This window comes from Paenibacillus sp. 2TAB19, from assembly GCF_052115185.1.
Classification (GTDB): Bacteria; Bacillota; Bacilli; order Paenibacillales; family Paenibacillaceae; genus Pristimantibacillus.
Window position 1 is genome coordinate 1 of sequence record NZ_JBFRGE010000048.1, and the last position, 23,472, is coordinate 23,472.

The 23,472-nt window shown below is 49.1% G+C and carries 24 protein-coding genes and 1 other annotated feature; of the genes, 21 read left to right on the top strand and 3 right to left on the bottom strand.

Annotation, left to right across the window (positions count from 1 at the left end; all coding sequences use genetic code 11):
• Positions 1-56 precede the first annotated feature (56 nt).
• The 9 genes from murB (at position 57) to sigG (ending at position 10,152) form a co-directional block, all read left to right on the top strand.
• A complete protein-coding gene (gene murB / locus AB4Z33_RS20205; protein WP_442051621.1) occupies positions 57-962 on the top strand; it encodes a UDP-N-acetylmuramate dehydrogenase in 906 nt (301 codons plus the stop codon).
• Between the two features lie 15 nt (positions 963-977).
• Positions 978-2,246, top strand: a complete 1,269-nt coding sequence (gene murA / locus AB4Z33_RS20210) for a UDP-N-acetylglucosamine 1-carboxyvinyltransferase (RefSeq protein WP_442051622.1) — start codon at positions 978-980, stop codon at positions 2,244-2,246.
• 193 nt (positions 2,247-2,439) lie between these two features.
• A complete protein-coding gene (locus AB4Z33_RS20215) occupies positions 2,440-3,198 on the top strand; it encodes a cell division protein FtsQ/DivIB (protein WP_442051623.1) in 759 nt (252 codons plus the stop codon).
• Positions 3,199-3,718: 520 nt separating this feature from the next.
• The gene (ftsA, locus tag AB4Z33_RS20220) at positions 3,719-4,963 is read left to right on the top strand and encodes a cell division protein FtsA (protein WP_442051624.1); all 1,245 of its coding nucleotides are present in this window, start codon (positions 3,719-3,721) and stop codon (positions 4,961-4,963) included.
• 115 nt (positions 4,964-5,078) lie between these two features.
• On the top strand, positions 5,079-6,200 hold the full coding sequence (ftsZ, locus tag AB4Z33_RS20225; RefSeq protein WP_337098627.1) for a cell division protein FtsZ: 1,122 nt from the start codon (positions 5,079-5,081) through the stop codon (positions 6,198-6,200).
• A gap of 497 nt (positions 6,201-6,697) precedes the next feature.
• Complete coding sequence (locus AB4Z33_RS20230; protein ID WP_442051625.1) at positions 6,698-7,273, top strand: DUF559 domain-containing protein; 576 nt, start codon at positions 6,698-6,700, stop codon at positions 7,271-7,273.
• A gap of 317 nt (positions 7,274-7,590) precedes the next feature.
• Positions 7,591-8,502: a sigma-E processing peptidase SpoIIGA gene (gene spoIIGA / locus AB4Z33_RS20235; RefSeq protein ID WP_442051626.1), complete on the top strand. Its 912-nt coding sequence runs from the start codon at positions 7,591-7,593 to the stop codon at positions 8,500-8,502.
• 42 nt (positions 8,503-8,544) lie between these two features.
• The gene (gene sigE / locus AB4Z33_RS20240; RefSeq protein ID WP_307203808.1) at positions 8,545-9,267 is read left to right on the top strand and encodes an RNA polymerase sporulation sigma factor SigE; all 723 of its coding nucleotides are present in this window, start codon (positions 8,545-8,547) and stop codon (positions 9,265-9,267) included.
• Positions 9,268-9,369: 102 nt separating this feature from the next.
• Positions 9,370-10,152, top strand: coding sequence for an RNA polymerase sporulation sigma factor SigG (gene sigG / locus AB4Z33_RS20245; protein ID WP_337098630.1), 783 nt, complete (start codon positions 9,370-9,372; stop codon positions 10,150-10,152).
• A gap of 48 nt (positions 10,153-10,200) precedes the next feature.
• Here sigG and AB4Z33_RS20250 read toward each other — a convergent pair whose 3' ends face one another.
• Both AB4Z33_RS20250 and AB4Z33_RS20255 read right to left on the bottom strand, forming a co-directional pair.
• Positions 10,201-10,632 carry a DUF3995 domain-containing protein gene (locus AB4Z33_RS20250; protein ID WP_442051627.1) on the bottom strand — a complete coding sequence of 144 codons (432 nt, stop codon included), beginning with the start codon at positions 10,630-10,632 and terminating at the stop codon, positions 10,201-10,203.
• A 16-nt stretch (positions 10,633-10,648) separates the two neighbouring features.
• Entirely contained in the window at positions 10,649-11,218 is a 570-nt protein-coding gene (locus AB4Z33_RS20255; RefSeq protein WP_442051628.1) for a TetR/AcrR family transcriptional regulator, read from the bottom strand.
• 194 nt (positions 11,219-11,412) lie between these two features.
• Between AB4Z33_RS20255 and AB4Z33_RS20260 the strand changes: the two genes are divergently transcribed.
• The 9 genes from AB4Z33_RS20260 to AB4Z33_RS20300 all read left to right on the top strand — a co-directional run bounded on the left by AB4Z33_RS20260 (position 11,413) and on the right by AB4Z33_RS20300 (position 19,589).
• Positions 11,413-11,694 (top strand): YlmC/YmxH family sporulation protein, encoded by a 282-nt coding sequence (locus tag AB4Z33_RS20260; RefSeq protein ID WP_442051629.1) that lies wholly within the window; start codon positions 11,413-11,415, stop codon positions 11,692-11,694.
• A gap of 102 nt (positions 11,695-11,796) precedes the next feature.
• On the top strand, positions 11,797-12,636 hold the full coding sequence (gene pgeF / locus AB4Z33_RS20265) for a peptidoglycan editing factor PgeF (RefSeq protein WP_442051630.1): 840 nt from the start codon (positions 11,797-11,799) through the stop codon (positions 12,634-12,636).
• A 6-nt stretch (positions 12,637-12,642) separates the two neighbouring features.
• Positions 12,643-13,368 carry a YggS family pyridoxal phosphate-dependent enzyme gene (locus tag AB4Z33_RS20270; RefSeq protein ID WP_442051631.1) on the top strand — a complete coding sequence of 242 codons (726 nt, stop codon included), beginning with the start codon at positions 12,643-12,645 and terminating at the stop codon, positions 13,366-13,368.
• A gap of 3 nt (positions 13,369-13,371) precedes the next feature.
• Complete coding sequence (locus AB4Z33_RS20275; RefSeq protein ID WP_307203816.1) at positions 13,372-13,821, top strand: cell division protein SepF; 450 nt, start codon at positions 13,372-13,374, stop codon at positions 13,819-13,821.
• A gap of 11 nt (positions 13,822-13,832) precedes the next feature.
• Positions 13,833-14,105, top strand: a complete 273-nt coding sequence (locus AB4Z33_RS20280) for a YggT family protein (protein ID WP_442051650.1) — start codon at positions 13,833-13,835, stop codon at positions 14,103-14,105.
• A 17-nt stretch (positions 14,106-14,122) separates the two neighbouring features.
• Positions 14,123-14,905, top strand: coding sequence for a YlmH family RNA-binding protein (locus AB4Z33_RS20285; RefSeq protein ID WP_337098638.1), 783 nt, complete (start codon positions 14,123-14,125; stop codon positions 14,903-14,905).
• A 95-nt stretch (positions 14,906-15,000) separates the two neighbouring features.
• The gene (locus tag AB4Z33_RS20290) at positions 15,001-15,498 is read left to right on the top strand and encodes a DivIVA domain-containing protein (protein WP_337098639.1); all 498 of its coding nucleotides are present in this window, start codon (positions 15,001-15,003) and stop codon (positions 15,496-15,498) included.
• 77 nt (positions 15,499-15,575) lie between these two features.
• Positions 15,576-15,872 (top strand) — a binding site (T-box leader).
• A 60-nt stretch (positions 15,873-15,932) separates the two neighbouring features.
• A complete protein-coding gene (gene ileS, locus AB4Z33_RS20295; RefSeq protein ID WP_442051632.1) occupies positions 15,933-19,031 on the top strand; it encodes an isoleucine--tRNA ligase in 3,099 nt (1,032 codons plus the stop codon).
• A 282-nt stretch (positions 19,032-19,313) separates the two neighbouring features.
• Positions 19,314-19,589 carry a DUF5665 domain-containing protein gene (locus tag AB4Z33_RS20300; RefSeq protein WP_442051651.1) on the top strand — a complete coding sequence of 92 codons (276 nt, stop codon included), beginning with the start codon at positions 19,314-19,316 and terminating at the stop codon, positions 19,587-19,589.
• On the opposite strand, the gene AB4Z33_RS20305 is transcribed toward AB4Z33_RS20300, so the two are convergent.
• Positions 19,583-20,320: a TraR/DksA C4-type zinc finger protein gene (locus AB4Z33_RS20305; protein WP_442051652.1), complete on the bottom strand. Its 738-nt coding sequence runs from the start codon at positions 20,318-20,320 to the stop codon at positions 19,583-19,585. The two genes, AB4Z33_RS20300 and AB4Z33_RS20305, sit on opposite strands and share 7 nt — an antisense overlap.
• Before the next feature lie 196 nt (positions 20,321-20,516).
• On the opposite strand from AB4Z33_RS20305, the gene lspA reads away from it, so the two are divergent.
• The 3 genes from lspA to AB4Z33_RS20320 all read left to right on the top strand — a co-directional run bounded on the left by lspA (position 20,517) and on the right by AB4Z33_RS20320 (position 23,319).
• Positions 20,517-21,038, top strand: a complete 522-nt coding sequence (lspA, locus tag AB4Z33_RS20310) for a signal peptidase II (protein ID WP_337098641.1) — start codon at positions 20,517-20,519, stop codon at positions 21,036-21,038.
• The gene (locus tag AB4Z33_RS20315; protein ID WP_442051633.1) at positions 21,019-21,960 is read left to right on the top strand and encodes an RluA family pseudouridine synthase; all 942 of its coding nucleotides are present in this window, start codon (positions 21,019-21,021) and stop codon (positions 21,958-21,960) included. The genes lspA and AB4Z33_RS20315 overlap by 20 nt, the downstream gene beginning before the upstream one ends.
• A gap of 123 nt (positions 21,961-22,083) precedes the next feature.
• On the top strand, positions 22,084-23,319 hold the full coding sequence (locus tag AB4Z33_RS20320; protein WP_442051634.1) for an LL-diaminopimelate aminotransferase: 1,236 nt from the start codon (positions 22,084-22,086) through the stop codon (positions 23,317-23,319).
• Positions 23,320-23,472 lie beyond the last annotated feature (153 nt).

Here is a 23,472-nt window from a genome sequence, read left to right on the forward strand (position 1 = left end):
AGTCCACGCTTACGAAGTAGGTTTTACTTCGTAAAACCTTTTAGGAGGGTCAACCAATGGAAGCAATTAAAGCGGAATTGGAACAAGCCGGCATCGGCGAAGTTCTGTATGATGTGCCGCTATCGAACTATACAACATGGAAAATCGGCGGCCCTGCCGATGTGTTAATTCTACCGGAGAGCAAAGAGCAGCTGATTGCTGCGATCCGGCTGTTGAATAAGCATCGGATAAGCTGGACGAATTTGGGCCGCGGCTCGAATATGCTCGTGAGCGACAAAGGAATTCGCGGTGTTGTGATTAAGCCGAGCGGTGGGTTGGATTTTGTGCGTTTCGACGGTTGCCTTGTAACTGCAGGCGCCGGCTATTCATTCATTAAGCTATCTGTCGTGGCAGGCAAAGAGGGGCTGACAGGTCTAGAGTTCGCGGGGGGAATTCCGGGCACGGTCGGCGGAGCCGTCTACATGAATGCGGGAGCGCACGGATCTGATGTGTCACGTATTTTTAAGTCAGCTGAGATTGTGCTGGAGACAGGAGAATTGGTAACGTACGATCGAGACGACATGAAGTTTTCCTATCGGCATTCGATTTTGCAAGAGCAGAGAGGGTCTGTTGTAGAAGCGACTTTCGAGCTTGCAGAGGGCAATCGCAAGGAAATTTCCGCAGCACTATCCGCTTTCAAGGATAAGCGCCGCCAAACACAGCCGCTACAGATGCCATGTGCAGGCAGCGTATTTCGTAATCCGCCGAATGATTTTGCAGCAAGGCTTATTCAAGAGGCAGGCTTAAAGGGGTATCGCTACGGAGGCGCTCAAGTGTCAGAAGTTCATGCCAATTTCATTGTAAATGCCGGGCAAGCGACTGCTGAAGACGTTCTCGCCCTCATGTCCCATATTCAGAGCACCATAAAAGAGCGCTTCGGCGTGGAACTGGTGCCGGAAGTATTGGTGGTGGGTGAGCGGTAATTCGGAGGTGATACATTGGACAAATTGGTGATTGAAGGTGGGAAACCTCTCTCAGGAACCATAGTTATCCAAGGAGCGAAAAATGCCGCGTTGCCGATATTGGCTGCCAGCTTGCTGGCCGAAGGCACATTTACGATTGAACATGTGCCTGAATTGCTGGATATCGACGTCATGCTGAACATTTTGCGCGAACTGGGATGCCGCGCCGAGCATTCGGGAGATACGGTTGTGCTGGATACAGAGCCCGCTCATACGTCCCATGTGCCGGAATCGTTAATGAAACAAATGCGATCTTCTATTTTCCTAATGGGACCGCTCCTCGCCCGCTTCGGCGAAGCTGAAGTGTATCAGCCGGGAGGCTGCGCAATCGGCGAGAGAAAGATAGACCTTCATTTGCAAGGCTTGCAAGCGCTTGGAGCGGAGATTGAGGAGTTTGGCAACCGGATTGTGTGCCGTGCAGAGAAGCTGCGCGGGGCGGATATTCATCTAAGTTTTCCAAGCGTGGGAGCTACGGAGAACATTATGATGGCCGCTGTCAGGGCCGAAGGCCGGACGACGCTTACGAATGCAGCGCGCGAGCCGGAGATTCAAGATTTGCAACGTTTTCTAAACGCAATGGGTGCGAAAATAATGGGTGCCGGGACAGATACGATAACGATAGAAGGGGTACAGTCGCTTAATCCCTGTCAATATCGTGTCATTCCGGACCGTATCGTGGCAGGTACGATTATGGTTGCGGCAGCCGCAACGCGCGGCCAGGTTACGCTTCAGAACACGCAGCCTGCGCATCTGTCATCGCTAATCCATGTGCTGCGTCGCGCAGGTGTTCAAATTGTTGTCGACGGTGATATAATTAAAGTGGGCTGCGCTACTAGACCGAAGGCGGTTGAGAGAGTTGTTACATCGCCTTATCCGGCATTTCCTACCGATTTACAGTCACAACTGATGGTTCTTCTAACGCTGGCAGACGGTGTCAGCATTATGAAGGAAACGATTTTCGAAGGACGTCTGAAGCATGTCGATGAATTATCGCGCATGGGCGCCGATATTCGCGTCGATATGAATGCGGCTTTCATCCGCGRCGTACCTCGTTTGTATGGCGCAACGGTTGAAGCAACCGATCTGCGCGCAGGCGCTGCGCTTGTTATAGCGGGCTTGGCGGCTCACGGCCGTACGGTCGTGGAGCAGATTCACCACATTGACCGCGGTTACGACAAGATCGAATCGATGTTGACGAGGCTGGGTGCACGTATCTCGCGCTACTCGCCAGTGCCTAATAATTAATAGTATGCAAGCAAGTTCTGAGTTAGAAACGTCCGGCTTCATCCTCCTTTATACTTGATGCGGAGCCGGCGTCTTTGTGTAATGAAACCTGCTATGGCGTCATACGAACGAGAAGATACATGCTCTGAACATGGCCGCTCTTTTGAGAAACGGCTGCGTTTGGAGTTTTTCGCATAGAAAGTAGGGACAAGTTATGAGTGAAAACATGCCGGTCTTAAAAGAGCCAGCCAAGAAACGCAGAGGCAGCCGAAAGCTGCTGATTGTCCTTTTTTTGTTATTCCTCGTATTGCTTGCAGTGCTTTTCTTCAACTCTTCCATCAGCAAAATAGAAGAAGTGCAAATTGTGGGCACGAAGCTGGCCACCAATGCCGAGGTTGCCGGGGCGGCCGCCGTCGCGGCAGGCGACGCTTTTTTCGGGACGACTTCGAGCACGATCGAGAAACGGGTAGAAAAGCTGCCCCAAGTTGAACAAGCAACGGTCAATAAAGTGTTTCCAGGAGTTGTCCAAATTACGGTACAGGAATATCCCATCGTAGCGTTCGAGTTGTCGCCGAAGGGCGAATTAACAGCTCTTTTGTCGAACGGCACGAGCATAGCATCGAAGATAGAAGCGATGCTCGTAGCGGACAAGCCCGTGCTCACCGGATGGGCGGCCAAAGACAAAGTAAAAGTATCGTTGATGAAGCAGCTTGGCAAAATTCCAGTAAAACAGTTGTCCGATCTCTCGGAGATTATTCCTGATCCGTCCAAAGCTTATCCTGACCGCATCAAGATCTATACGCGCACTAAATTCGAAGTGATTACATCCGTTGCCGTTCTGCCGGAGAAGATCGAAGCGCTTAATGCCGTTATTGAGACGCAGGAGCCGGGGCGAATTACGATGCTGCTTGCGGATACGTACGTTCCGTTTAACTTGGGTGATTTGGATGACGAGGAAACGGATTCGGAATAAACATTCGGTTGAAGATCAACCCGTGTGATGAAAGATCACGCTGAATCCGGCATTTTTTCGTACGCGGTACTCGTTTTCAATCATTTGGCACTTGTAAAAGCGCTTAAACATGGCGTAGTAGGAAAAAATAGACTACTCAATAGCTTGAAAGAATGGTAGAATTTTAGTTATCGCATTTATACTCGCTGAAGCTGACTGAAGCAACATGGTGACATGAGCTCTGCAAGGGGCAGCGCTCGTTTGTAAGTGAAATAAGCACCGAAAATTTTGTAGAAAAAAGAGGGAAAATAATAGGCGCGTTGAATATGTAGAAATACCTTGTTTTGAATTATAGGGATGTGCAGGTCTCTGACTTATACACATGTCTATATTTCACTGAATACCGTTTTTGGGTGACGTTCCATTATGAGCKGCTGAAAGACGGTACGAAACGGGAGCTTAGACCGCAAGAGGTCAAAAGCTACCGTATGCGTTTGCAAATGGAAAATTAATTAATAAGTTGAAACGGAGGTGCCGCGGGTTGAGTAACAACGACATCATCGTCAGTTTGGACATCGGTACATCCAAGGTTCGTGCGATCATTGGCGAAGTATCTAACGGAGCCATTAATATTATTGGGGTTGGTTCTGCCGACTCTGAAGGTATTCGCAAGGGAGCAATTGTTGATATTGACCAGACCGTGCAATCGATCCGCAACGCCATCGAGCATGCGGAGCGCATGGTGGGTATTCAAATATCGGATGTCTATGTAGGCATCCAGGGCAACCATATTGCTCTACAGACGAACCGTGGTGTAGTAGCCGTATCCAATGAGGATCGGGAAATTGGTGAAGAGGATATTGAACGCGTGGTACAAGCTGCGAGAGTAGTGGCTTTGCCGCCGGAACGTGAAATTATTAATCTGGTTCCTAAACAATACCTGGTAGATGGTTTGGAAGGCATATCAGATCCGCGCGGTATGATCGGCGTTAGACTCGAAGTCGAAGCAACGATTGTTACAGGGACGAAAACCGCGATACATAACTTAATGCGGTGCGTGGAGAAGGCTGGACTGCGTATATCCGGCGTTATTCTATTGTCTCTTGCTTCTGGGGTCATGTCATTGACCAAGGACGAGAAAATGATTGGCACGGTTCTTACCGATATTGGCGCAGGATCGTGTACGATTGCGATCTACGATCAAGGCGGACTTGCCGCTACTTCAACATTGCCGATCGGCGGAGAATACGTAACTAACGATATAGCATACGGTCTGCGTACGCAGAGTGATCAAGCAGAGAAGATCAAGCTGAAATACGGCTGCGCGAATGTGACCGATGCGGCGGAGGACGTTAAGTTCAAAGTGACCCGCATGGGCAGCAACGCGGAGAAGGAATTTTCGCAGCTTGACCTTGCAAGCATTATTGAACCTAGGATGCAAGAAATATTCCATCTCATTCGGCAAGAGGTTCGCAAGCTGGGATATGGAGACAAAGTCAACGGCTATGTGTTGACAGGCGGTACGGTTTCCATGCCAGGCACGCTAGCGCTCGCTCAGTCCGAACTCGAATCCAGCGTCCGTATAGCATTGCCGGATTATATTGGTGTAAGGGACCCTGCTTTCAGCAGCGGCGTCGGTATGATCCAATACGTATCGAAGTATATGGGGCCTCGCGGAACAGGAACTGTGAAGAAGCAGACAACCCGCACCAAGGCTGCTCCGGCAACTACATCCAAACCCGGTATGATGGAGCGAATCAAAAATATGTTTAACGAATTTATTTGAAAATATAACATTCTATATGTCATCTAGTATAAGATGCTTATATTTCAACGCGAAACGCAGCTGCGCCGGGTAGAAACGGCTTCTGCCGTTTACGCATGACTGGGGGAAAAGAAGGATGTTGGAATTCGATATCGATCTTGAGCAGTTGGCTCAAATTAAAGTAATCGGCGTTGGCGGCGGCGGAAGCAACGCTGTTAACCGAATGATAGAAAACGGCGTTAAAGGCGTTGAATTTATTACCGTTAACACGGATGCACAGGCGCTACACTTGGCTAAGTCGGAGCACAAGCTGCAAATTGGCGATAAGCTTACACGCGGTCTTGGCGCAGGTGCAAATCCTGATGTTGGTCATAAGGCTGCAGAAGAATCGCGCGAGAGCATTACGAACCAGCTCAAAGGCGCTGACATGGTATTCGTCACAGCCGGCATGGGCGGCGGTACCGGTACGGGAGCTGCTCCTGTCATCGCTGAGATCGCTCGCGAATGCGGTGCTTTGACGGTAGGTGTCGTCACTAGGCCATTCACATTCGAAGGGCGCAAGCGTGCTGGACAATCCGAGCTGGGTATCGAAGCGCTTAAGGAAAAAGTAGATACACTTATCGTTATTCCGAATGATCGCTTGCTAGAGATCGTTGACAAAAAGACTCCGATGCTCGAAGCGTTCCGTGAAGCGGACAACGTGCTTCGTCAAGCTGTACAAGGTATTTCTGATTTGATCCAGGTACCTGGACTTATCAACCTTGACTTTGCCGATATTAAGACGATTATGACTGAGCGCGGTTCGGCGCTTATGGGTATCGGTATTGCTACAGGAGAGAATCGTGCTGCGGAAGCGGCAAAGAAAGCGATTATGAGCCCATTGCTGGAAACGTCCATTGACGGCGCACGCGGCGTTATCATGAACATTACAGGCGGCAGTAACCTATCGCTTTATGAAGTCAATGAAGCAGCTGAGATCGTTACATCTGCTTCTGATCCAGACGTGAACATGATCTTCGGCGCTATCATCGATGAAGATTTGAAAGACGAAATTAAAGTTACGGTAATCGCAACAGGTTTCGAGCACAAGCCGTCGCCATCGCGTCATGCAGCAGCTCAGCCTCAAGCCGTGCAACCGGAAACAAGACAATCGACTGCTAGTTCTAACACGGTTAAGCCATTCGGCACAAGCACTGCGTCGAGCGATCAACTCGAAATTCCTGCCTTTTTGCGCAATCGTCCACGCGGCGACCGCTAATATTACGCAACCCGCTCACTTGGCCCAGCCGAGCGAGCGGTTTTTTTGTTTTCTAGATATTGCGGTGCCAATTCTATCGACAAACTGGCTGTAAGAGTATATATGTTCTTACTGATAAAGAGTAGCTTATGTTTGTACGCCGTAAGAGCACATATGAACTTACAGAGAAAAAGCGCGTGAATTCTACTCGAAATACCTAGTTTTAAAGGTGTATTAGTGGTTATTAAACAATCATAGAAAGCAAAACTCAAGGTTGTATCTCGAAATTGTATATAGTAAAATTATACAAATAAGTCGTTAGCAGTGAAGAACACCGCTTTCTTGGGACGAATTTTTCGTCCTGTAGAAGCGGTGTTTATTTTTTAGAGAGGTGTTGAAGTGCCATGACAGATTTTCAAAATAGCTATGACTCGTGGATTGCAAAGTGCTTGAAGGAGAAAATAGGTGAGGACAGAAGATGACTTGGCCATGAACATGGGTATGCTGAAAAGTTATTTTTGGAGAAGGTTTGGTTCCCTGTATTTTATCATTTTGATAGCTTAAATCCTGAGTTTGATGTTGAAGACTATATTGATGGGAAGCGGTATTTGGATTTCGCCTACATCCGAGATTCACTTCGTCTTGCAATTGAGATTGATGGGTATAAACAACATGCTTCACATGCAACTCGCGCTMAATTTGCTGACTCGTTAATGAGACAAAATCATCTCGTACTTGACGGATGGCGCATATTAAGATTTTCGTTTGATCATATCAATGATAAACCGAGAATGTGCCAGCAGGCTATTCAACAGTTTTTGGGCAATTATTCCGGAGGAACAACAGCCATACTTGATGGAGTTAATATATTTGAAGCTGAGGTCATTCGTCTAGGATTTCGACTCCAACGTAGCATACGTGTTGCAGATGTATGTGCGAAGATGGAGTTGAACACAAGGAATTCACGAAAATTACTTCGTTCGATGTTGGACAAGCAGCAACTAGTTCACTCCGGTGTGGGGCAAGTAAGGATACGATCATATAGAGTAATCTCTGCATTAATGCTCGACAAAAAAGGATTGCCTTTTCCATAAGTCGATTGTTCCGTGCCGCATGATCACCGTAAGAGCGTATGTGCACTTACGGAGCGAACACAATGGTTACTCATGAGCTGTAAGAACCTATGTGCTCTTACAAAGGTCTTATTGCCTAATCAGCCCATAATATCAACCTCTGCCACCTCTATTTGCCTACGTATTCACTCGCGGATTTTATATACATACTCGACAAAAAAAGATATGTCATGACGTCATGAATAGACAGACTTTGAAATACAATTTTTATATACTAGTGTCAATCGTTCTCTAGGGCGCCAGCTGCAAGGTATGGCAGGAAGGTGGCCAATCTCTACATGTATGTCGATATTATGTTTCTGCGTGAGCTTCTTGTCGATGGTGCTATCTTGCTGACGACGGCCTGGGTTCGGCACCTGAAGCCCCGCCACTGGCGCATCCTTCTAGCTGCTGCTGTCGGAGGCTGCTATGTCATCTTGATGTTTTACCCCCAGCTTAGCTTCATGTTTACGCTTGGCGTCAAGGTCGCGATGTCACTCGTTATGGTGTGGATTGCTTTTGGCTTTGCGACGGTACAACATTATTTGCGCACTGTCGCTGCCTTCTATGCAGTCAACTTTATAGCAGCGGGTGCGATATTAGGTATCTATTATTTACTTATGCAGGGCTCTGGGGAAGTATGGAGGACGATCACATTTGTTAGCGGAAGCATGCATGTTGAGTTGAAAATGGGACTTTTTTATTTTATTGCTGCGTTTTGTATCGGTCTGTATATATACCGTACCGTATTGACGCAAAAACGAGAACGGGAGCTGGTGCATACCCATTTGGCTGCTGTAACGATTACAATCGGTGAACGAACGGAAACCTGTGTCGGCCTTATCGATACAGGCAATCAGCTGTATGATCCGCTTACCCGAACGCCGGTTATGGTGATGGAAGCGTCGGTTTGGGAAGCGGATTTGCCTCCTGCGTGGATGAACAGCATTCGCAGCTCCCATGTCGATCGGCTCGTAGCCGGTATGGACAGTCAGCCTTTTGTTTGGCAAGATCGGCTTCGTCTCGTTCCGTATCGAGGCGTCAATCGCGGATCGCAATTCATGCTTGCGCTTAAACCGGATCATGTTGAAGTGAACAGGGAAGGACAAGTTTTTGAAACAAGTAAGGTGCTCATCGGACTTGACGGCGGAAAGTTAGCATCTGATGGGGCTTATCAAGCGATCATTCATCCGTCAATGGTTAGAGAATAACGATCGCAAGCTAGCTCATACAATCGGGGAGGGATGGGCCCAATGCTCGTCAAGTGGAAATTGATCCTGCAGTTATACTATTATCGTGTTTTATTTTTATTCGGACTAAAAAGCGATGAGATTTATTATATCGGTGGCAGTGAAGCGCTTCCGCCTCCCTTGACGCGCGAGGAAGAAGAGTATTTGTTAGAGAAGCTGCCTAGCGGCGACTCTGCGATTCGAGCGATGCTGATCGAGCGCAACCTTAGGCTCGTTGTGTATATCGCCCGTAAATTCGAGAATACCGGTATTCATATCGAGGACTTGGTGTCGATCGGCGCTATTGGCCTAATCAAGGCGGTCAACACGTTTGATCCGGAGAAGAAGATCAAACTAGCCACTTATGCATCGCGCTGTATCGAGAATGAAATATTGATGTACTTGCGCCGCAATAGCAAGACGCGCACGGAAGTGTCGTTCGACGAGCCGCTTAATATTGACTGGGACGGCAATGAGCTGCTTTTATCGGACGTTCTCGGGACGGAGAACGATACGATCTACCGTAATATCGAAGAGCAGGTAGACCGCAAGCTGCTTCATAAGGCGCTGGAAAAGCTGTCGGAGCGCGAACGAATTATTATGGAGCTGCGGTTCGGTCTAGCCGATGGCGAGGAGAAAACACAAAAGGATGTTGCCGATCTTCTCGGCATATCGCAATCTTATATTTCTCGACTCGAGAAACGGATAATTAAGCGGCTGCGTAAGGAATTTAACAAAATGGTCTAAATGCAAATCGACATTTGAATGTCGAACGATGTCAGATTAGGAATAAAAAGAGGTCCCGAGGAGATAATGTACAGTAATGTTTCTCCTTGGGAGGTAATCACGTTGACCCGAAATAAAGTCGAGATCTGTGGAGTGGATACCGCGAAACTGCCTGTCCTAACGAATGCCGAAATGCGAGAGCTGTTTACGGCATTGCAAACCCGCAACGAGTGGGCAGCAAGAGAGAAATTGGTTAACGGCAATTTGAGGCTTGTTCTCAGCGTCATACAACGGTTTAACAATAGGGGAGAATTTGTGGACGACTTGTTCCAAGTCGGCTGCATCGGACTTATGAAGGCGATTGATAATTTCGATCTTGGCCAGAACGTCAAATTTTCCACCTATGCCGTACCGATGATTATCGGTGAAATTCGCCGTTACTTGCGTGACAACAATCCGATTCGCGTGTCGCGCAGCCTTCGAGATATTGCCTATAAGGCGCTTCAGGTAAGGGACAGCCTGACGAACAAAAATAGTCGCGAGCCGACGATTTTTGAAATATCCGAAGCGCTGAATGTGCCGAAAGAGGATGTTGTATTCGCGCTTGACGCGATTCAAGATCCGGTATCGCTGTTCGAGCCGATCTACCACGACGGCGGCGATCCGATCTATGTGATGGATCAGATTAGCGATGATCGTAATAAGGATGTATCGTGGATCGAGGAGATCGCGCTGCGTGAAGCGATGCACAAGTTGAATGACAGGGAGAAGATGATCCTGTCGATGCGGTTCTTCGAAGGCAAGACGCAAATGGAAGTTGCCGACGAGATCGGCATATCGCAGGCACAGGTATCGAGGCTTGAGAAGTCGGCGATTCAACAAATGCAGAAGCATGTTAAAACGTGAACAAACGAGCCTGCTCGGGGATATAACTCCCGGCAGGCTCTTTCCAATTCAAGATATCCCGATCATCCACCAAGTCATACCGGCCATCACGAGGCAAAGCGGACTATACACATACGTATCAAGTCGTCCGAAAGGAGAGTTGCGGTACCTTTTGAATAAGCCTAGGTAATGAAATTCCCCGATCGCTCGAATAGCGAACACGATTGCGAGTGCCCATGCCGCCAGTTGCGGAAGCTGCTGAGGACCTATGACGGGAATGAGATTCGCATACATGAGAATAAGCAGAGCTGCTGCCCAGAACAGGACGATGACGGCTCCGATCTCGAAGCGTCCAGGCTTGAATAGCGGCCGACCGCTGCCGTCCCCGCGCGATGGCAAAGCAATTGCCATTCCTTTGCGGCCTCCCAACATCCAATACAGATGAACAGCCCCGATTGCGATCAACAATACACTTACAATGCTGGCAAGAATTGCTTGCATAACGATCACTCCTTCACTAATGATCCGAATCAATCCCAACAAAAGCCAAGAGGAAATCAGCCTGCTCTTCAGCATGATCCTTCGTAATCGTATGAAACTTATTGCGTTCGTACCAGCCAAGATAATAGCTGTACACAAGCTCTGAACTCCGCACTGCCGCCTCTTGCGTTAGTCCGCAGCGAATAAGCAGCTCGCTCATGTACCGAAGTCGTTGCTGTTCCAAATGATGAAGCATTGTACGATAAGAATCCTCGGTTTCTCCCAGCTTACGGAGGTAAAACTGGAAATCACCGCCGCCGTTGAAGCTGAACATCGTAATCATAAGCTCTCGTGCTTGTCTTTGCGGAGGCAGCGACGCCAGTGCCGTATTTCTTGTGATAACGGACGTAGTTGCCCTCTCATGCCACTCGGCGATTATTCGGCTGACATATTGCGAACGGTCTTTAAAATACCAATAGAAGCTCGTTTTGCTGCTTCCCAGCTGTCTCGCGAGCTTCTCGACGACTAGCGCCGACTCGCCTCCTTCCGCGAATTTATCGATACCTAACACAATCCAATCTAGTTCTGATGCGATTTTCTTTGGCATGTTGATGAGTCGGCCTCCCACCGCTTATTGTACGTTATCGTACAATAAATATATCGCATTCATCACCGTATGGAAATATTTGTATCTCCAGGGGCTCGTTTTTTTGCACCAGCAGGACATTTTGGGCATTTGGCTCATATAGTAATAAGAAGACGGTTCRGACGACAAATCCGCTGGAAAAGTGGTGATTGATAGTGAAAATATCTGATTTTCAGACGAAGGACGTTATTAATATAGTGGATGGGAAGAAGCTGGGGCATATATCTGATCTGGAGCTTGATTTGCGCCAGGGACGTATCAATTCTATTGTTGTTCCGCAGTTTACGAAGTTTTTCGGCGTGTTCGGCGGCGGAGGTACGGAGGTTGTCATTCCATGGCGCAATATCGTGAAGATAGGCGCAGACGTCGTGCTTGTTCGTATGGACGACACGAAATCATTGCGAGCAGACGAGGATGATTTGCACGCTCGCTCATAAGGCTGTAAACTGGGCATAAGCGTGATTTATAGCACATATGGCGAATGATAGCGAAATGAAGTATCCTTTGCTGACAGAGGTGACGGACAGATGGAAGCGTTTATGGAAGATCATTCGRCGAAGGGACCTTCGCTTTTTTTGTTGTCTGAATGGAATAGCGATAATTCGAACTTAACGGCAGGTTTCACCGGTCGTAACGGCGGCGTGAGCGGCGGGCAGTGGCATTCGCTTAATGTTGGGCTGCATGTTGGCGATGATGCAGCTGATGTTGTCGCTAATCGGCAGCGGCTAGCAGCGGCCATTGATTGGCCGTTCGAAGCTTGGACTTGTGCTGATCAAGTGCATGGCAACAAGGTATACAAGGTAACTGCTGCAGATAAGGGCAAAGGCAGCTTGTCGCTTGATGATGTAATTAAAGGCTGCGACGCGATTATTACGAATGAACCGAACGTGCTGCTGACCTCGTTTTACGCCGATTGCGTACCGCTATACTTCTATGATCCCGAGCATCAGGCGATAGCGCTCGCTCATGCCGGCTGGAGAGGGACCGTGCAGGGAATTGCCGAGGAAACAATCGCAGCTATGGAGAAGGAGTATGGAACGAAGCGAGAGAAGCTTAAAGCAGCAATTGGACCGGCGATTGACAGCTGCTGCTATGAGGTGGACGGCGTCGTGATCGACCATGTCGAGCGTCTTATTGAGTCGCTCGAGCTTAGCTCTGAACATGCTCAAATCGTTCTACAAAAAAGCGATAACAGCAAAGCGCACATAAACTTGAAAGAAATAAACCGACAGATTATGATAAAAGCAGGAATTTTGCCGATCCATATCGAATTAACAAAGTGGTGCACGGGCTGCAGACGGGATTTATTTTTTTCCCATCGTATGGAGAACGGCTTAACCGGCCGTATGGCCAGTTGGATCGGCATTCGTGAAAGGTGAGGCGTAATGAGTCATTTATCGGAACGGATCAAGGATGTAGAGCTGCGAATCGAACAGGCATGCCTGAGATCAGGGCGCAGCAAGGAAGAAATCAACGTTATTGCAGTCACGAAATACGTATCCACGGAAACGACACTTGCTGCCGTTAAGCTCGGTCTAGAGCATCTAGGCGAGAATCGATGGCAAAATGCGCGTGACAAGTGGGAGGCGCTGGAAGGCGAAGCCGAGATAGGCAGCATCAGCAAGCCGACCTGGCACTACATCGGATCACTGCAGACGAACAAAGCGAAGGACGTTGTCGGAAAGTTTACATACATTCATTCGCTGGACAGGCTGTCGCTTGCGCAAGCGATCGACAAACAAGCTGCCCAGCTAGGCATCATCGTACCTTGCTTCATTCAAGTTAACGTGTCAGGCGAAGACTCGAAGCATGGGCTTTCGCCGGATCAGCTGTACGAATTCGTGGATGAGCTGACAAAGCTTTCGTCGATAAAGCCAATCGGGCTTATGACGATGGCGCCTTTCGAAGCAGAATCCGAAGAGACAAGACCTGTATTCAAAGCGTTAAGAGAGCTGCGAGACGCACTGCACGAGCGCGCTCAAGCAATGAATACGACTAACACGATTACGGAATTATCGATGGGGATGTCCAACGACTTCGAGGTGGCGATAGAAGAAGGAGCAACATGGATCCGCTTAGGCACCGTACTAATAGGTAAAGAGGAGGAATGAGTAATGAGCGTCATGAATCGATTTATGAATTTTCTTGGCTTGCAGGAGGAAGAGGAAGTTGTAGAGCGTGAGAGAATACCGCAGGTGGATGAACAAGAACCTGAAACCTCGCCCTTCGAGACACGTAAAAATACGAAGAGCAATAACGTCGTCAGCATCCATTCGCAGAAAAATGTAAGAGTCGTGCTTAGCGAGCCGCGTTCCTATGACGAAGCGCAGGAAATTGCCGACCATTTGCGTTCGCGCAGGGCCGTCATTGTGAATTTGCAACGCGTTCGGACAGACCTAGCCGTGCGCATTGTTGATTTCCTTAGCGGCACAGTGTACGCTTTAAGCGGCAACATCTCTAAGCTTGGGCCTAATATTTTTCTATGCACGCCGGAATCCGTAGAGATTCAAGGTGCGATAACGGAGATGTTGGCGGAGGAGAACGACTACACTAAAATGAGGTGACCACACAATTTATGAGCGCTGCAGGATTAATTGGAACAATAATCAGCATATACAGCTTCTTGATTATCGGATATGTGCTGTTGTCTTGGTTGCCTAACGCTCGCGAGAGCTTTATCGGCGTATTCTTGGGCAAGCTAGTCGAGCCATACCTTGGTATATTCAGAAGATTTATTCCGCCTATCGGCGGTATGCTAGATATATCGCCAATCGTTGCGATCTTCGCCCTTCGTTTCATCGGGCTTGGACTGACGGCCGTTGTCGATTTTATCTTAGGCATCTTTTAGTAAGGGAATGACTTGTGATGAAGCAAGCCATATATAATCATTTTCACCCCGACGAGAAAGCTTTCGTCGATCGGGCGTTGGAATGGGTTGAGCGGTCCGCACAGCAGCATGAGCTGAAGCGGACCGATTTTTTGGACCCAAGGCAGATTGAAATCGTTACGATGCTCGCCAATCGGAATGCCGACGTAGCTATTCGGTTCGAGGGCGGGTATCCGGAAGCGGAACGGAAACGTGCCATTATCGGCCCGGATTATCGGGATTTGGACAGCGAGGAAGCGGGCGTATCCGTATTAGCTGTCAACAGTCCTGCCGGGACGCAGCATGAGCTTGACCATGGCGATTACTTAGGCGCGCTGCTTGGGTTAGGCATTAAACGTGACCGAATCGGCGATATTCATGTACATGAGGACTTTAGTCATATTATCGTTATGGATGAGATTGCCGATTACTTGAATATACACTTGCGTCAAGTGCATCGAGTTAGCGTGTTGACTGATGTGCTTCCATTGTCCGAGCTTAGCACAGTAATACCGAAGCTTGAGGAAATGAGCTTGTCTGTTGCTTCAATGAGACTGGACGGCATTGCAAGCGATGTGTACCGGATTAGCCGTTCCAAGATCGTCGATCCAATAAGGGCAGGCAGATGCAGAGTGAATTGGAAGGCGGAAGAGGATCCGTCGGAGTCGCTTAAGCAAGGCGATGTCGTTTCTTTCAAGGGGCTAGGCAGATTCAAAGTGCTTGAAGTCGACGGTGTGACAAAAAAGGGCAGAATTCGCGTTAAAATTGGCAAATTTATTTAACGGATTGCAGGAATTCAGTCGTCGCTGTCGAAAATGTTCTCAACAAAGGTACAAGCCGGATGCCAGCAATACAAATACCTTGAGGAGGTGCGCCAATGCCGTTAACGCCATTGGACATACATAACAAAGAGTTTGGACGCAGATTACGCGGCTATGACGAGGATGAAGTAAATGAATTTCTTGATCAGGTCATTAAGGACTACGAATCGATCATTCGTGAAAATAAAGAGCTGCAAAATCAAATTCTGAATGTTCAAGAGAAACTAAATCATTTTACGAACATTGAGGAAACGTTAAGCAAGACGATTATCGTAGCGCAGGAAGCTGCGGACGAGGTTCGCAACAATGCGAAGAAGGAAGCGCAGCTCATAATCAAGGAAGCGGAGAAGAACGCCGACCGGATTATTAATGAGTCTCTGTCCAAGTCGCGCAAAGTATCACTGGAGGTAGAGGAGCTCAAGAAGCAAGCTTCGATCTACCGCGCACGTTTCCGTACGCTGGTTGAAGCTCAGCTCGAGCTGCTTAGCCAAGACGGCTGGGATACGCTGGACTCGCAGTCCAGACATGCTGAGATCGAGCTGCAACGCGGATAATCGAACAGATAATTGGGCAGCTTAACATTTGACAATAGGCTGTCCGATACGCTATAACTATTAGTAATTGTTATGTTCTAACTTCGTTGACGAGAAAGAGTACGCTTGTCTACCATTCCTCAGAGAGCCGGCGATTGCTGAAAGTCCGGCGAGTGGTCCATGCGGAAAATCATCTCCGAGAAGCGATGCTGAAGTGTGCAGTAAGCATCGACGGCTGTCCCCCGTTATAGGGAACGCGAATGATACGTTCGCGACTAAGGTGCCGCATGATAAGCACGGTCTATAATATAGGCTGCGCTATAATCGGCTTGTCCTAGGCTATACGGGGCAAGAGCGGAACAAGGGTGGTAACGCGAGCAAGCCTCGTCCCTTTTTTACAGGGGACGGGGCTTTATTTTTTTATTAACAGGGTTGACCGAGAGGGAGATGAAGCTATGCAACGCGTAGATGTGAAAGAACGCGCCCGCAGCCGTGAGCTGCGCGTACTGAATCAATGGAAAGAGAACGATACGTTCAAGCAATCGGTTGCGAATCGTGAAGGGAAACCGAATTTCGTATTTTATGAAGGACCGCCAACCGCGAACGGAGCGCCGCATATCGGACACGTGCTTGGACGCGTTATCAAAGATTTTATTTGCCGCTATAAGACGATGGCAGGTTATCGCGTCATTCGTAAAGCTGGCTGGGATACGCACGGCTTGCCGGTCGAGCTTGGCGTCGAGAAGCAGCTAGGCATCTCCGGTAAACAGGAAATCGAAAATTACGGCGTAGAAGAATTCGTCAAGAAGTGCAAAGCGAGCGTATTCGAATACGAGAAGCAATGGCGCGAGCTGACTGAAGCAATCGCCTATTGGACCGATCTCGACAATCCATACATCACGCTGAAGAACGAGTACATCGAGAGCGTGTGGCATATCCTCTCCAATATCCACGGCAAAGGTTTGCTGTATCGCGGTCACCGCGTCAGCCCTTATTGCCCGGATTGCCAAACGACGCTAAGCTCTCATGAGGTAGCGCAGGGCTACGAGGATGTGAAGGATTTAAGCGCGACTGTGAAGTTCAAGCTGGAGACGTCGGGTGAGTATGTGCTGGCTTGGACGACAACGCCATGGACGCTGCCCGCGAACGTGGCGCTTGCCGTTAACCCTGAGCTGAATTATATTCGCGCATCGAAGAACGGCGAAGTGTATATCGTTGCTGAGGCATTGGCTGAGAAGGTATTGAAAGAGGACTACGAGACGCTGTCGGTCGTGAAGGGCGCTGAGCTTGTCGGTCAACGCTACACGCCGCCATTCGGATACGTGCCTGTCGAGCACGGCCATATCGTTATCGCAGGCGACTTCGTCAGCGATTCGAGCGGTACGGGTATCGTTCATATCGCTCCGGCTCACGGCGATGACGACTACAAAGTATCACGCGAAAACAACATCAGCATGCTGAATGTCGTTGATCTTGCAGGACGTTATGTTGCAGAAGTGACAGACTTTGCGGGACGGTTCGTGAAGGATCCTGAGCTTGATATCGACATCGTGAAGTCGCTTAGCGAACGCGGCTTGCTCTACAGTAAGGAGCGCTATGAGCACAGCTATCCATTCTGCTGGCGCTGCAAAACGCCGCTTATCTATTATGCGATGGAAAGCTGGTTCATTAAGACGACTGCGGTGAAGGATCAATTGATCGCGAACAACAATAGCGTTGACTGGTACCCGGGCCATATCCGTGAAGGACGCTTCGGCAAGTTCCTCGAAGATTTGGTAGACTGGAACATCAGCCGGAACCGTTATTGGGGAACGCCGCTTAACGTATGGGTATGCGAAGCTACCGGCAAGGAATATGCGCCGAGCAGCATTGCCGATCTTCGTGAAATGGCTGTAGGCTTTGTTCCTGAAGACATTGAATTGCACAAGCCGTATGTGGACGACATCAAGCTGAAATCGCCATTCGCGGAAGGCGCTGTGATGACGCGCACGCCGGAAGTAATCGACGTGTGGTTCGACAGCGGATCGATGCCGTTCGCGCAGCAGCATCACCCGTTCGAGAATGAGCAGCAGTTCGCCGACCAATACCCGGCTGACATCATCTGCGAAGGCATCGACCAAACGCGAGGCTGGTTCTACAGCTTGCTTGCGGTGTCGACGCTGTACAACGGCAAAGCGCCATATAAAGCTGTCATCTCGACAGGACATATTCTTGACGAGAACGGCCAGAAGATGTCCAAGTCGAAAGGCAATGTAATCGACCCTTGGGAAATCATCAACGAATACGGAACGGACGCCTTCCGCTGGGCGTTGCTTGCAGACAGCGCGCCATGGAATAGCAAACGCTTCTCCAAAGGCATCGTTGGCGAAGCGAAGTCTAAGGTCATTGACACCATTGTTAATACACATGCATTCTATGCGCTGTATGCATCGATCGACGGCTTTGATCCTGCGGCACATCCGGTGAAGGCTTCGACGAATAAGCTTGACCGCTGGGTTGTTTCAAGGTTGAACAGCTTGATTCGCACGGTTAACAAAGGTCTTGAAGTCAACGACTTCCTTAACCCTGCCAAAGCGATCGAAACGTTCGTCGATGAGCTTAGCAACTGGTACATCCGCCGTTCACGCGACCGCTTCTGGGGCAGCGGCTTGTCGGAAGACAAAGTAGCCGCTTATCAAACGCTACAGAGCGTACTGTTGATTTTGTCCCGTGTCATCGCGCCTTATGCTCCTTTGCTGGCGGAAGACGTATACGGCAACCTTGGCGGCAGCGGCAGCGTTCATCTGGCCGACTACCCGCAAGCAGATGAATCCGCTATCGATGAAACGCTGGAGCGAGATATGGAGAGCGCGAAACAGATTGTTGAACTTGCTCGCAACGTTCGTAACGAAACGGGTATCAAGACGCGTCAGCCTTTGTCGGAATTGATCGTTTCACTCGATCGGGACTTCGACGTGGCAGGCTACGAGGACATCGTGAAGGACGAAATCAACGTGAAGACGATTACGATCCAAAACACGGACAGCGGATTCGTTGACTTCGCCTTCAAGCTTAATCTGAAGGTTGCCGGCAAGAAATTCGGCAAGTATGTCGGTCCTATCCAGGCTTACCTGAAAGGATTGGCTGCTGAACAGACGAGAGCCGTTGTTGGCGAAGGAAGCTTGGTGTTCACCAGCGCCGAAGGCGAGGCCCTGACGATTACGATCGATGAGCTGCTTGTTGAGAAGCAAGCGAAGTCTGGTTTCGCATCAGCATCGGGAGGCGGCGTTACTGTCGCATTGAATACGGACATTACGCCTGAGCTTGAACAAGAGGGCTGGGTACGCGAGGTTATCCGCGCTGTGCAAGATACGCGTAAGAAGCTTGATCTGCCGATCGAGAAGCGCATCGATTTGGTCCTTTCTGTTGATGCAGAGCTGCAAGCTGCATTGACAACATTCGATGACGTGCTGCGCGACAACGTTCTGATTCAAACGGTTTCGTATGAGGAAGCGGCGGAGATGGAACGTGTAACGCTGGGAGAAAAGCAAGTTGGGATTTTCATCAAAGGTTAAGGTTATCCTAAGAGAAGCATGACATGCGAAGAACGAGCGCCGCAGCTTGGCGGCCGCTGCCTTAAGCAGTGAAGGAAGCCTGCTTGATCGCAGCGGTTGCGGCCAAGCAGGCCTCGTTTTTTATATGCGTTGAAAAGTTGAATTTGGTGTAATCAATTATAAAACCTAATTCAAACGCAGCTTAATGCTTGCCAGAAATGGAGGCTTCTCTTGAAACCAACTAACGATGATACAGCCCAACAGGCGGAAGATTTGAATGAAGTTCAATCGTCCTTAAGCAGACTGGATAAGCGGCTTCAACATATTGCATCGGAGATGGAGCGAACGCATATCGCCGATTATGTGGATCTGCTGAACCGCCCGATAAAGCTTATATGGCGCAATCTGCTTGCCGGTACCGCTAGAGGCGTCGGCATCGCGATCGGCTTTACTTTTTTTGCGGCAACGATTCTTTATGTGCTTCGAATATTAGGGGCGCTGAACTTACCGATTATCGGCGATTACATAGCAGACATCGTACGAATAGTACAAATTCAGCTTGAAGGCAAAACTTATTGAAGTGCGTCGGATTCATCCGGATTTTCAAGACCATGGTCGCCTTCACCGGTATCCAGATAACGGTTGTATTCCCGGTTGCGCACAACAGATAGATGCCGTCCGGTTATATCGGTAGCAAGGAAGCTTTCAATCGATTCGACGTAACCGTCGTTTTCTTCTGCTTCGATGCCAACGTGGTCGTAGTCGGCGACATCGCGATTCTCGGAAAACGCGGGCGAATCGGCATTGCCCCATTGCTCGACGATCTGCCAGGCGTCTTCGCCGTCGAAGCCGTTATAGCCATCCTCATGCTCGTCCATGCTTGTTCTGCCGAATGGATGATTTAGAAGCGTTTCTTCGGCAGGACGCGTATGCGACAGCTGCTGGCGAGGTGCGTGCTCGATACTATAGAGCGTATCAGGCGCAGCCTCCAATCGTTCATAAGGAATCGGTTGGCCGGATGCCTTGCATATGCCATACGTTCCATTTTCCATGGCGGCAAGGGCAGCATCGATTCGTTCGATATGAAGCTCTTCTTGTTCATGGAGGGCAATATCCTTCTCGCGTTCATACAGCTCGGTAGCCGTATCGCCAGGGTGATTGTCGATCGGCGACAGTTCGCCTGTATCGTCGCGAAGGGAAGAGCCTAGCCCGTAATGATCGTTTCGCGACAGTCGAGTCTCGATCTCGCGACGTTCATCCTCAAGTCTTATACGCAGCAGCGCAAGCTGGGCGCTTGTTAAGGTTGACATGATCAAAGCACCGTCCTTTGTTGTTGTGAACATAATTGCTTCATTAGCTTTTGCCGCTTGGCCTATTTTCAGTATGGACTTCGATGGAAGCCGGATGCTGGGCTTCAGCAGCTTGCTAGCTCTTGTCGGCGGCATTATGCTACAATAATTTGGATGACCTAAGAATCAGCTTCACAGAAAAATTAGGAGTGATAAGATGCGCTTTTACTTTTATTGGATTGCGGTGGTTGTGTTTGTACTTGATTACGTAACGAAAAAAATCATTGCAACTCAGTTGGAGATTGCCGAACAGATCAGCGTCATCGGCAACTTCTTCCTCATTACTTCGCATCGCAATCGCGGCGCTGCATTCGGTATTTTACAGGAGCAACGAGTGTTTTTTATCATCATTACGGTCGTCATATTAACGGGCATCATATGGTACATTCAAGCGATGCGCAAGTCGTCCAAGCCATGGCTGTTAACAGGTCTTGGTCTCGTTCTTGGCGGAGCGCTGGGCAATTTTATCGATCGTGTACGCTTTGGCGAGGTTGTGGACTTTTTTCAGTTCAACTTCGGTTCGTACGAATTCCCAATCTTTAATGTAGCTGATTCAGGAATCGTGGTCGGTGTGATATTGATCCTGATCGATACATTGCTGACAGCCCGCGACGAGAAAAAAACGATGAACAACGGAGAGGACAAGGAATCTAACGAACATGAGCAACAGCCAGTTTAATGAAGAGACGTTGGAATGGATCGTAGCGCCTGAGCAATCGGGCGAGCGAATCGATAAGTATATAACGGAAAGCATAGATTCAGAAGGCATATCGCGTACGCAAGTTCAGGAATGGATTAAGTCGGGGGCTGCAGTCGTTGACGGGGTGACGGTTAAAGCGAATTTTAAAGTAGCGGAAGGCAACGTCGTTCAGTTGCAAATTCCAGAACCCGAAGACGCGGCAATTGTACCGGAAAATATCCCGCTTGACGTTTTGTACGAGGACTCTGACGTGATCGTAGTGAATAAGCCGAGAGGCATGGTCGTGCATCCTGCAGTCGGTCATTCCTCGGGAACGTTAGTCAATGCGCTTATGTACCATTGCAAAGACTTGTCGGGCATTAACGGAGTCGTTCGACCGGGTATCGTGCATCGCATTGACAAGGACACAACCGGACTGCTTATGGCAGCCAAAAACGATCTCGCCCATGTGTCACTTGCTCAGCAATTGAAGGAGCATACCGTAACACGCAAATACATTGCGCTTGTACATGGAAATCTGCAGCATGATCAGGGAACGATTGACGCGCCAATAGGCCGCGATTCTCGTGACCGCAAGCTGTTCACGGTAACCGATCATAACAGCAGGCATGCGGTAACGCATTTTGTCGTGTTAGAAAGAATCGGATTCGATTATACGTTGGTTGAGCTGCAGCTTGAGACGGGACGCACTCACCAGATTCGCGTTCATATGAAATATATCGGACATCCGCTTGCAGGCGATCCGGTATATGGCCGCAATAAGACGGTTGCCTTGAACGGACAAGCGCTTCATGCGGCGCAGCTTGGTTTCACGCATCCGCGTACTGGCGAGCGATTGGATTTCGAAGTACCTATACCGGCGGATATGGAGCATGTGTTGAATAGTCTGCGTTTGCGATAAAGCCAAGCTTGAAGCGTAATAGTGCAAACTTTTCGCTACATTCTTCATTATTTGATAGCAAGAAGTACGATATTCTATTGATATCATCGAGCTAAAAATATGAAGGATAGGTGACACCATACAATGACTTCCATTAATCAGAACTATTTGGAGCTGCAGGGCAGCTACTTGTTCTCCGAAATTGCAAAACGCCGTACGAAATTCATTCAAGAAAACCCGAACGCTGAGATTATCAGCTTAGGCATTGGCGACGTTACGCGCGGCTTGCCTGACGCGGTATTGAAAGCGATGCATAGCGCAGTGGACGAGCTTGCTGCCCCTGGTTCTTTCCGCGGGTACGGTCCAGAGCAAGGTTATGATTTCCTTATTAATGCGATTATCGAGAACGACTACAAAGCTCGCGGCATCGACATTGCTACGAACGAAGTGTTCGTTAGCGATGGCTCGAAATGCGACGTGGGCAACATTCAGGAAATCTTTAGCGACAACAGCATTGTTGCCGTACAAGACCCTGTATATCCGGTATACGTTGATACGAACGTTATGGCTGGCCGCTCCGGCAAGTACAACCAAGAGACGAAGCGTTATGAGAATATCGCTTACCTGGAATGCACATCCGAGAACAACTTCAAGCCAAGCTTGCCTGACCGCAAGGTAGACATCATTTACCTGTGCTATCCGAATAACCCGACAGGCATGACGCTGACGAAGGAAGAGCTTAAAGTCTGGGTTGACTACGCGAAAGCGAACAACTGCATCATCCTTTACGATTCGGCATACGAAGCGTTCATCCAAGAAGAGGACGTTCCGCACAGCATTTATGAAATTGAAGGCGCTAAGGAAGTAGCAATCGAATTCCGCAGCTTCTCGAAGACAGCTGGCTTCACAGGCGTACGCTGCGCGTACACGGTTGTGCCTCGTGAACTGAAAGGCCTCGACGCAGCAGGCAACGAAGTGCTCATTAACGATCTGTGGAATCGTCGTCACACGACGAAGTTCAACGGTGTATCGTACGTTACGCAACGCGGCGCTGCTGCGATCTATTCGGAAGAGGGCAAGGAGCAAATCAAAGCGCTTGTCGATTACTACATGACGAACGCGGGCATTATCCGTGACGGCCTTGCTTCGATCGGGTTGGAAGTGTTCGGCGGCGTTAACGCTCCGTACATTTGGCTCAAGACGCCGGGCGGCATGGATTCCTGGTCCTTCTTCGACAAGCTGCTTTCCGAAGCGAACATCGTGGGTACGCCAGGTGTAGGCTTCGGCCAAAGCGGTCAAGGCTACTTCCGTCTTACAGCATTCGGCAGCCGTGAAAATACAGAAAAAGCAGTCGATCGTATCCGTAAGTTAAGCCTGTAATAGGAAACGCTGCTCTTGCATAGTCGTGCGGGTTAGAAGCACACTATTTATCAACGGAAATAGTCCAACATCGCTTGACAAGTTTTGTCGAACGTGGGATAATTCTTTTGATAAACGGCAGTACCTTTAACTCAGTCCCGAGAGGCTGGCAAG

What these genes read in the sequence shown, in the direction of transcription:
- murB (WP_442051621.1), top strand. Translation starts at nt 57, where the DNA reads ATGGAAGCAATTAAAGCGGAATTGGAACAAGCCGGCATCGGCGAAGTT.
- AB4Z33_RS20215 (WP_442051623.1), top strand. Translation starts at nt 2,440, where the DNA reads ATGAGTGAAAACATGCCGGTCTTAAAAGAGCCAGCCAAGAAACGCAGA.
- ftsZ (WP_337098627.1), top strand. Translation starts at nt 5,079, where the DNA reads ATGTTGGAATTCGATATCGATCTTGAGCAGTTGGCTCAAATTAAAGTA.
- spoIIGA (WP_442051626.1), top strand. Translation starts at nt 7,591, where the DNA reads ATGTATGTCGATATTATGTTTCTGCGTGAGCTTCTTGTCGATGGTGCT.
- sigE (WP_307203808.1), top strand. Translation starts at nt 8,545, where the DNA reads ATGCTCGTCAAGTGGAAATTGATCCTGCAGTTATACTATTATCGTGTT.
- AB4Z33_RS20250 (WP_442051627.1), bottom strand. Translation starts at nt 10,632, where the DNA reads ATGCAAGCAATTCTTGCCAGCATTGTAAGTGTATTGTTGATCGCAATC.
- AB4Z33_RS20255 (WP_442051628.1), bottom strand. Translation starts at nt 11,218, where the DNA reads ATGCCAAAGAAAATCGCATCAGAACTAGATTGGATTGTGTTAGGTATC.
- AB4Z33_RS20270 (WP_442051631.1), top strand. Translation starts at nt 12,643, where the DNA reads ATGAGTCATTTATCGGAACGGATCAAGGATGTAGAGCTGCGAATCGAA.
- AB4Z33_RS20275 (WP_307203816.1), top strand. Translation starts at nt 13,372, where the DNA reads ATGAGCGTCATGAATCGATTTATGAATTTTCTTGGCTTGCAGGAGGAA.
- AB4Z33_RS20280 (WP_442051650.1), top strand. Translation starts at nt 13,833, where the DNA reads ATGAGCGCTGCAGGATTAATTGGAACAATAATCAGCATATACAGCTTC.
- AB4Z33_RS20285 (WP_337098638.1), top strand. Translation starts at nt 14,123, where the DNA reads ATGAAGCAAGCCATATATAATCATTTTCACCCCGACGAGAAAGCTTTC.
- AB4Z33_RS20290 (WP_337098639.1), top strand. Translation starts at nt 15,001, where the DNA reads ATGCCGTTAACGCCATTGGACATACATAACAAAGAGTTTGGACGCAGA.
- ileS (WP_442051632.1), top strand. Translation starts at nt 15,933, where the DNA reads ATGCAACGCGTAGATGTGAAAGAACGCGCCCGCAGCCGTGAGCTGCGC.
- AB4Z33_RS20305 (WP_442051652.1), bottom strand. Translation starts at nt 20,320, where the DNA reads ATGTCAACCTTAACAAGCGCCCAGCTTGCGCTGCTGCGTATAAGACTT.
- lspA (WP_337098641.1), top strand. Translation starts at nt 20,517, where the DNA reads ATGCGCTTTTACTTTTATTGGATTGCGGTGGTTGTGTTTGTACTTGAT.
- AB4Z33_RS20315 (WP_442051633.1), top strand. Translation starts at nt 21,019, where the DNA reads ATGAGCAACAGCCAGTTTAATGAAGAGACGTTGGAATGGATCGTAGCG.
- AB4Z33_RS20320 (WP_442051634.1), top strand. Translation starts at nt 22,084, where the DNA reads ATGACTTCCATTAATCAGAACTATTTGGAGCTGCAGGGCAGCTACTTG.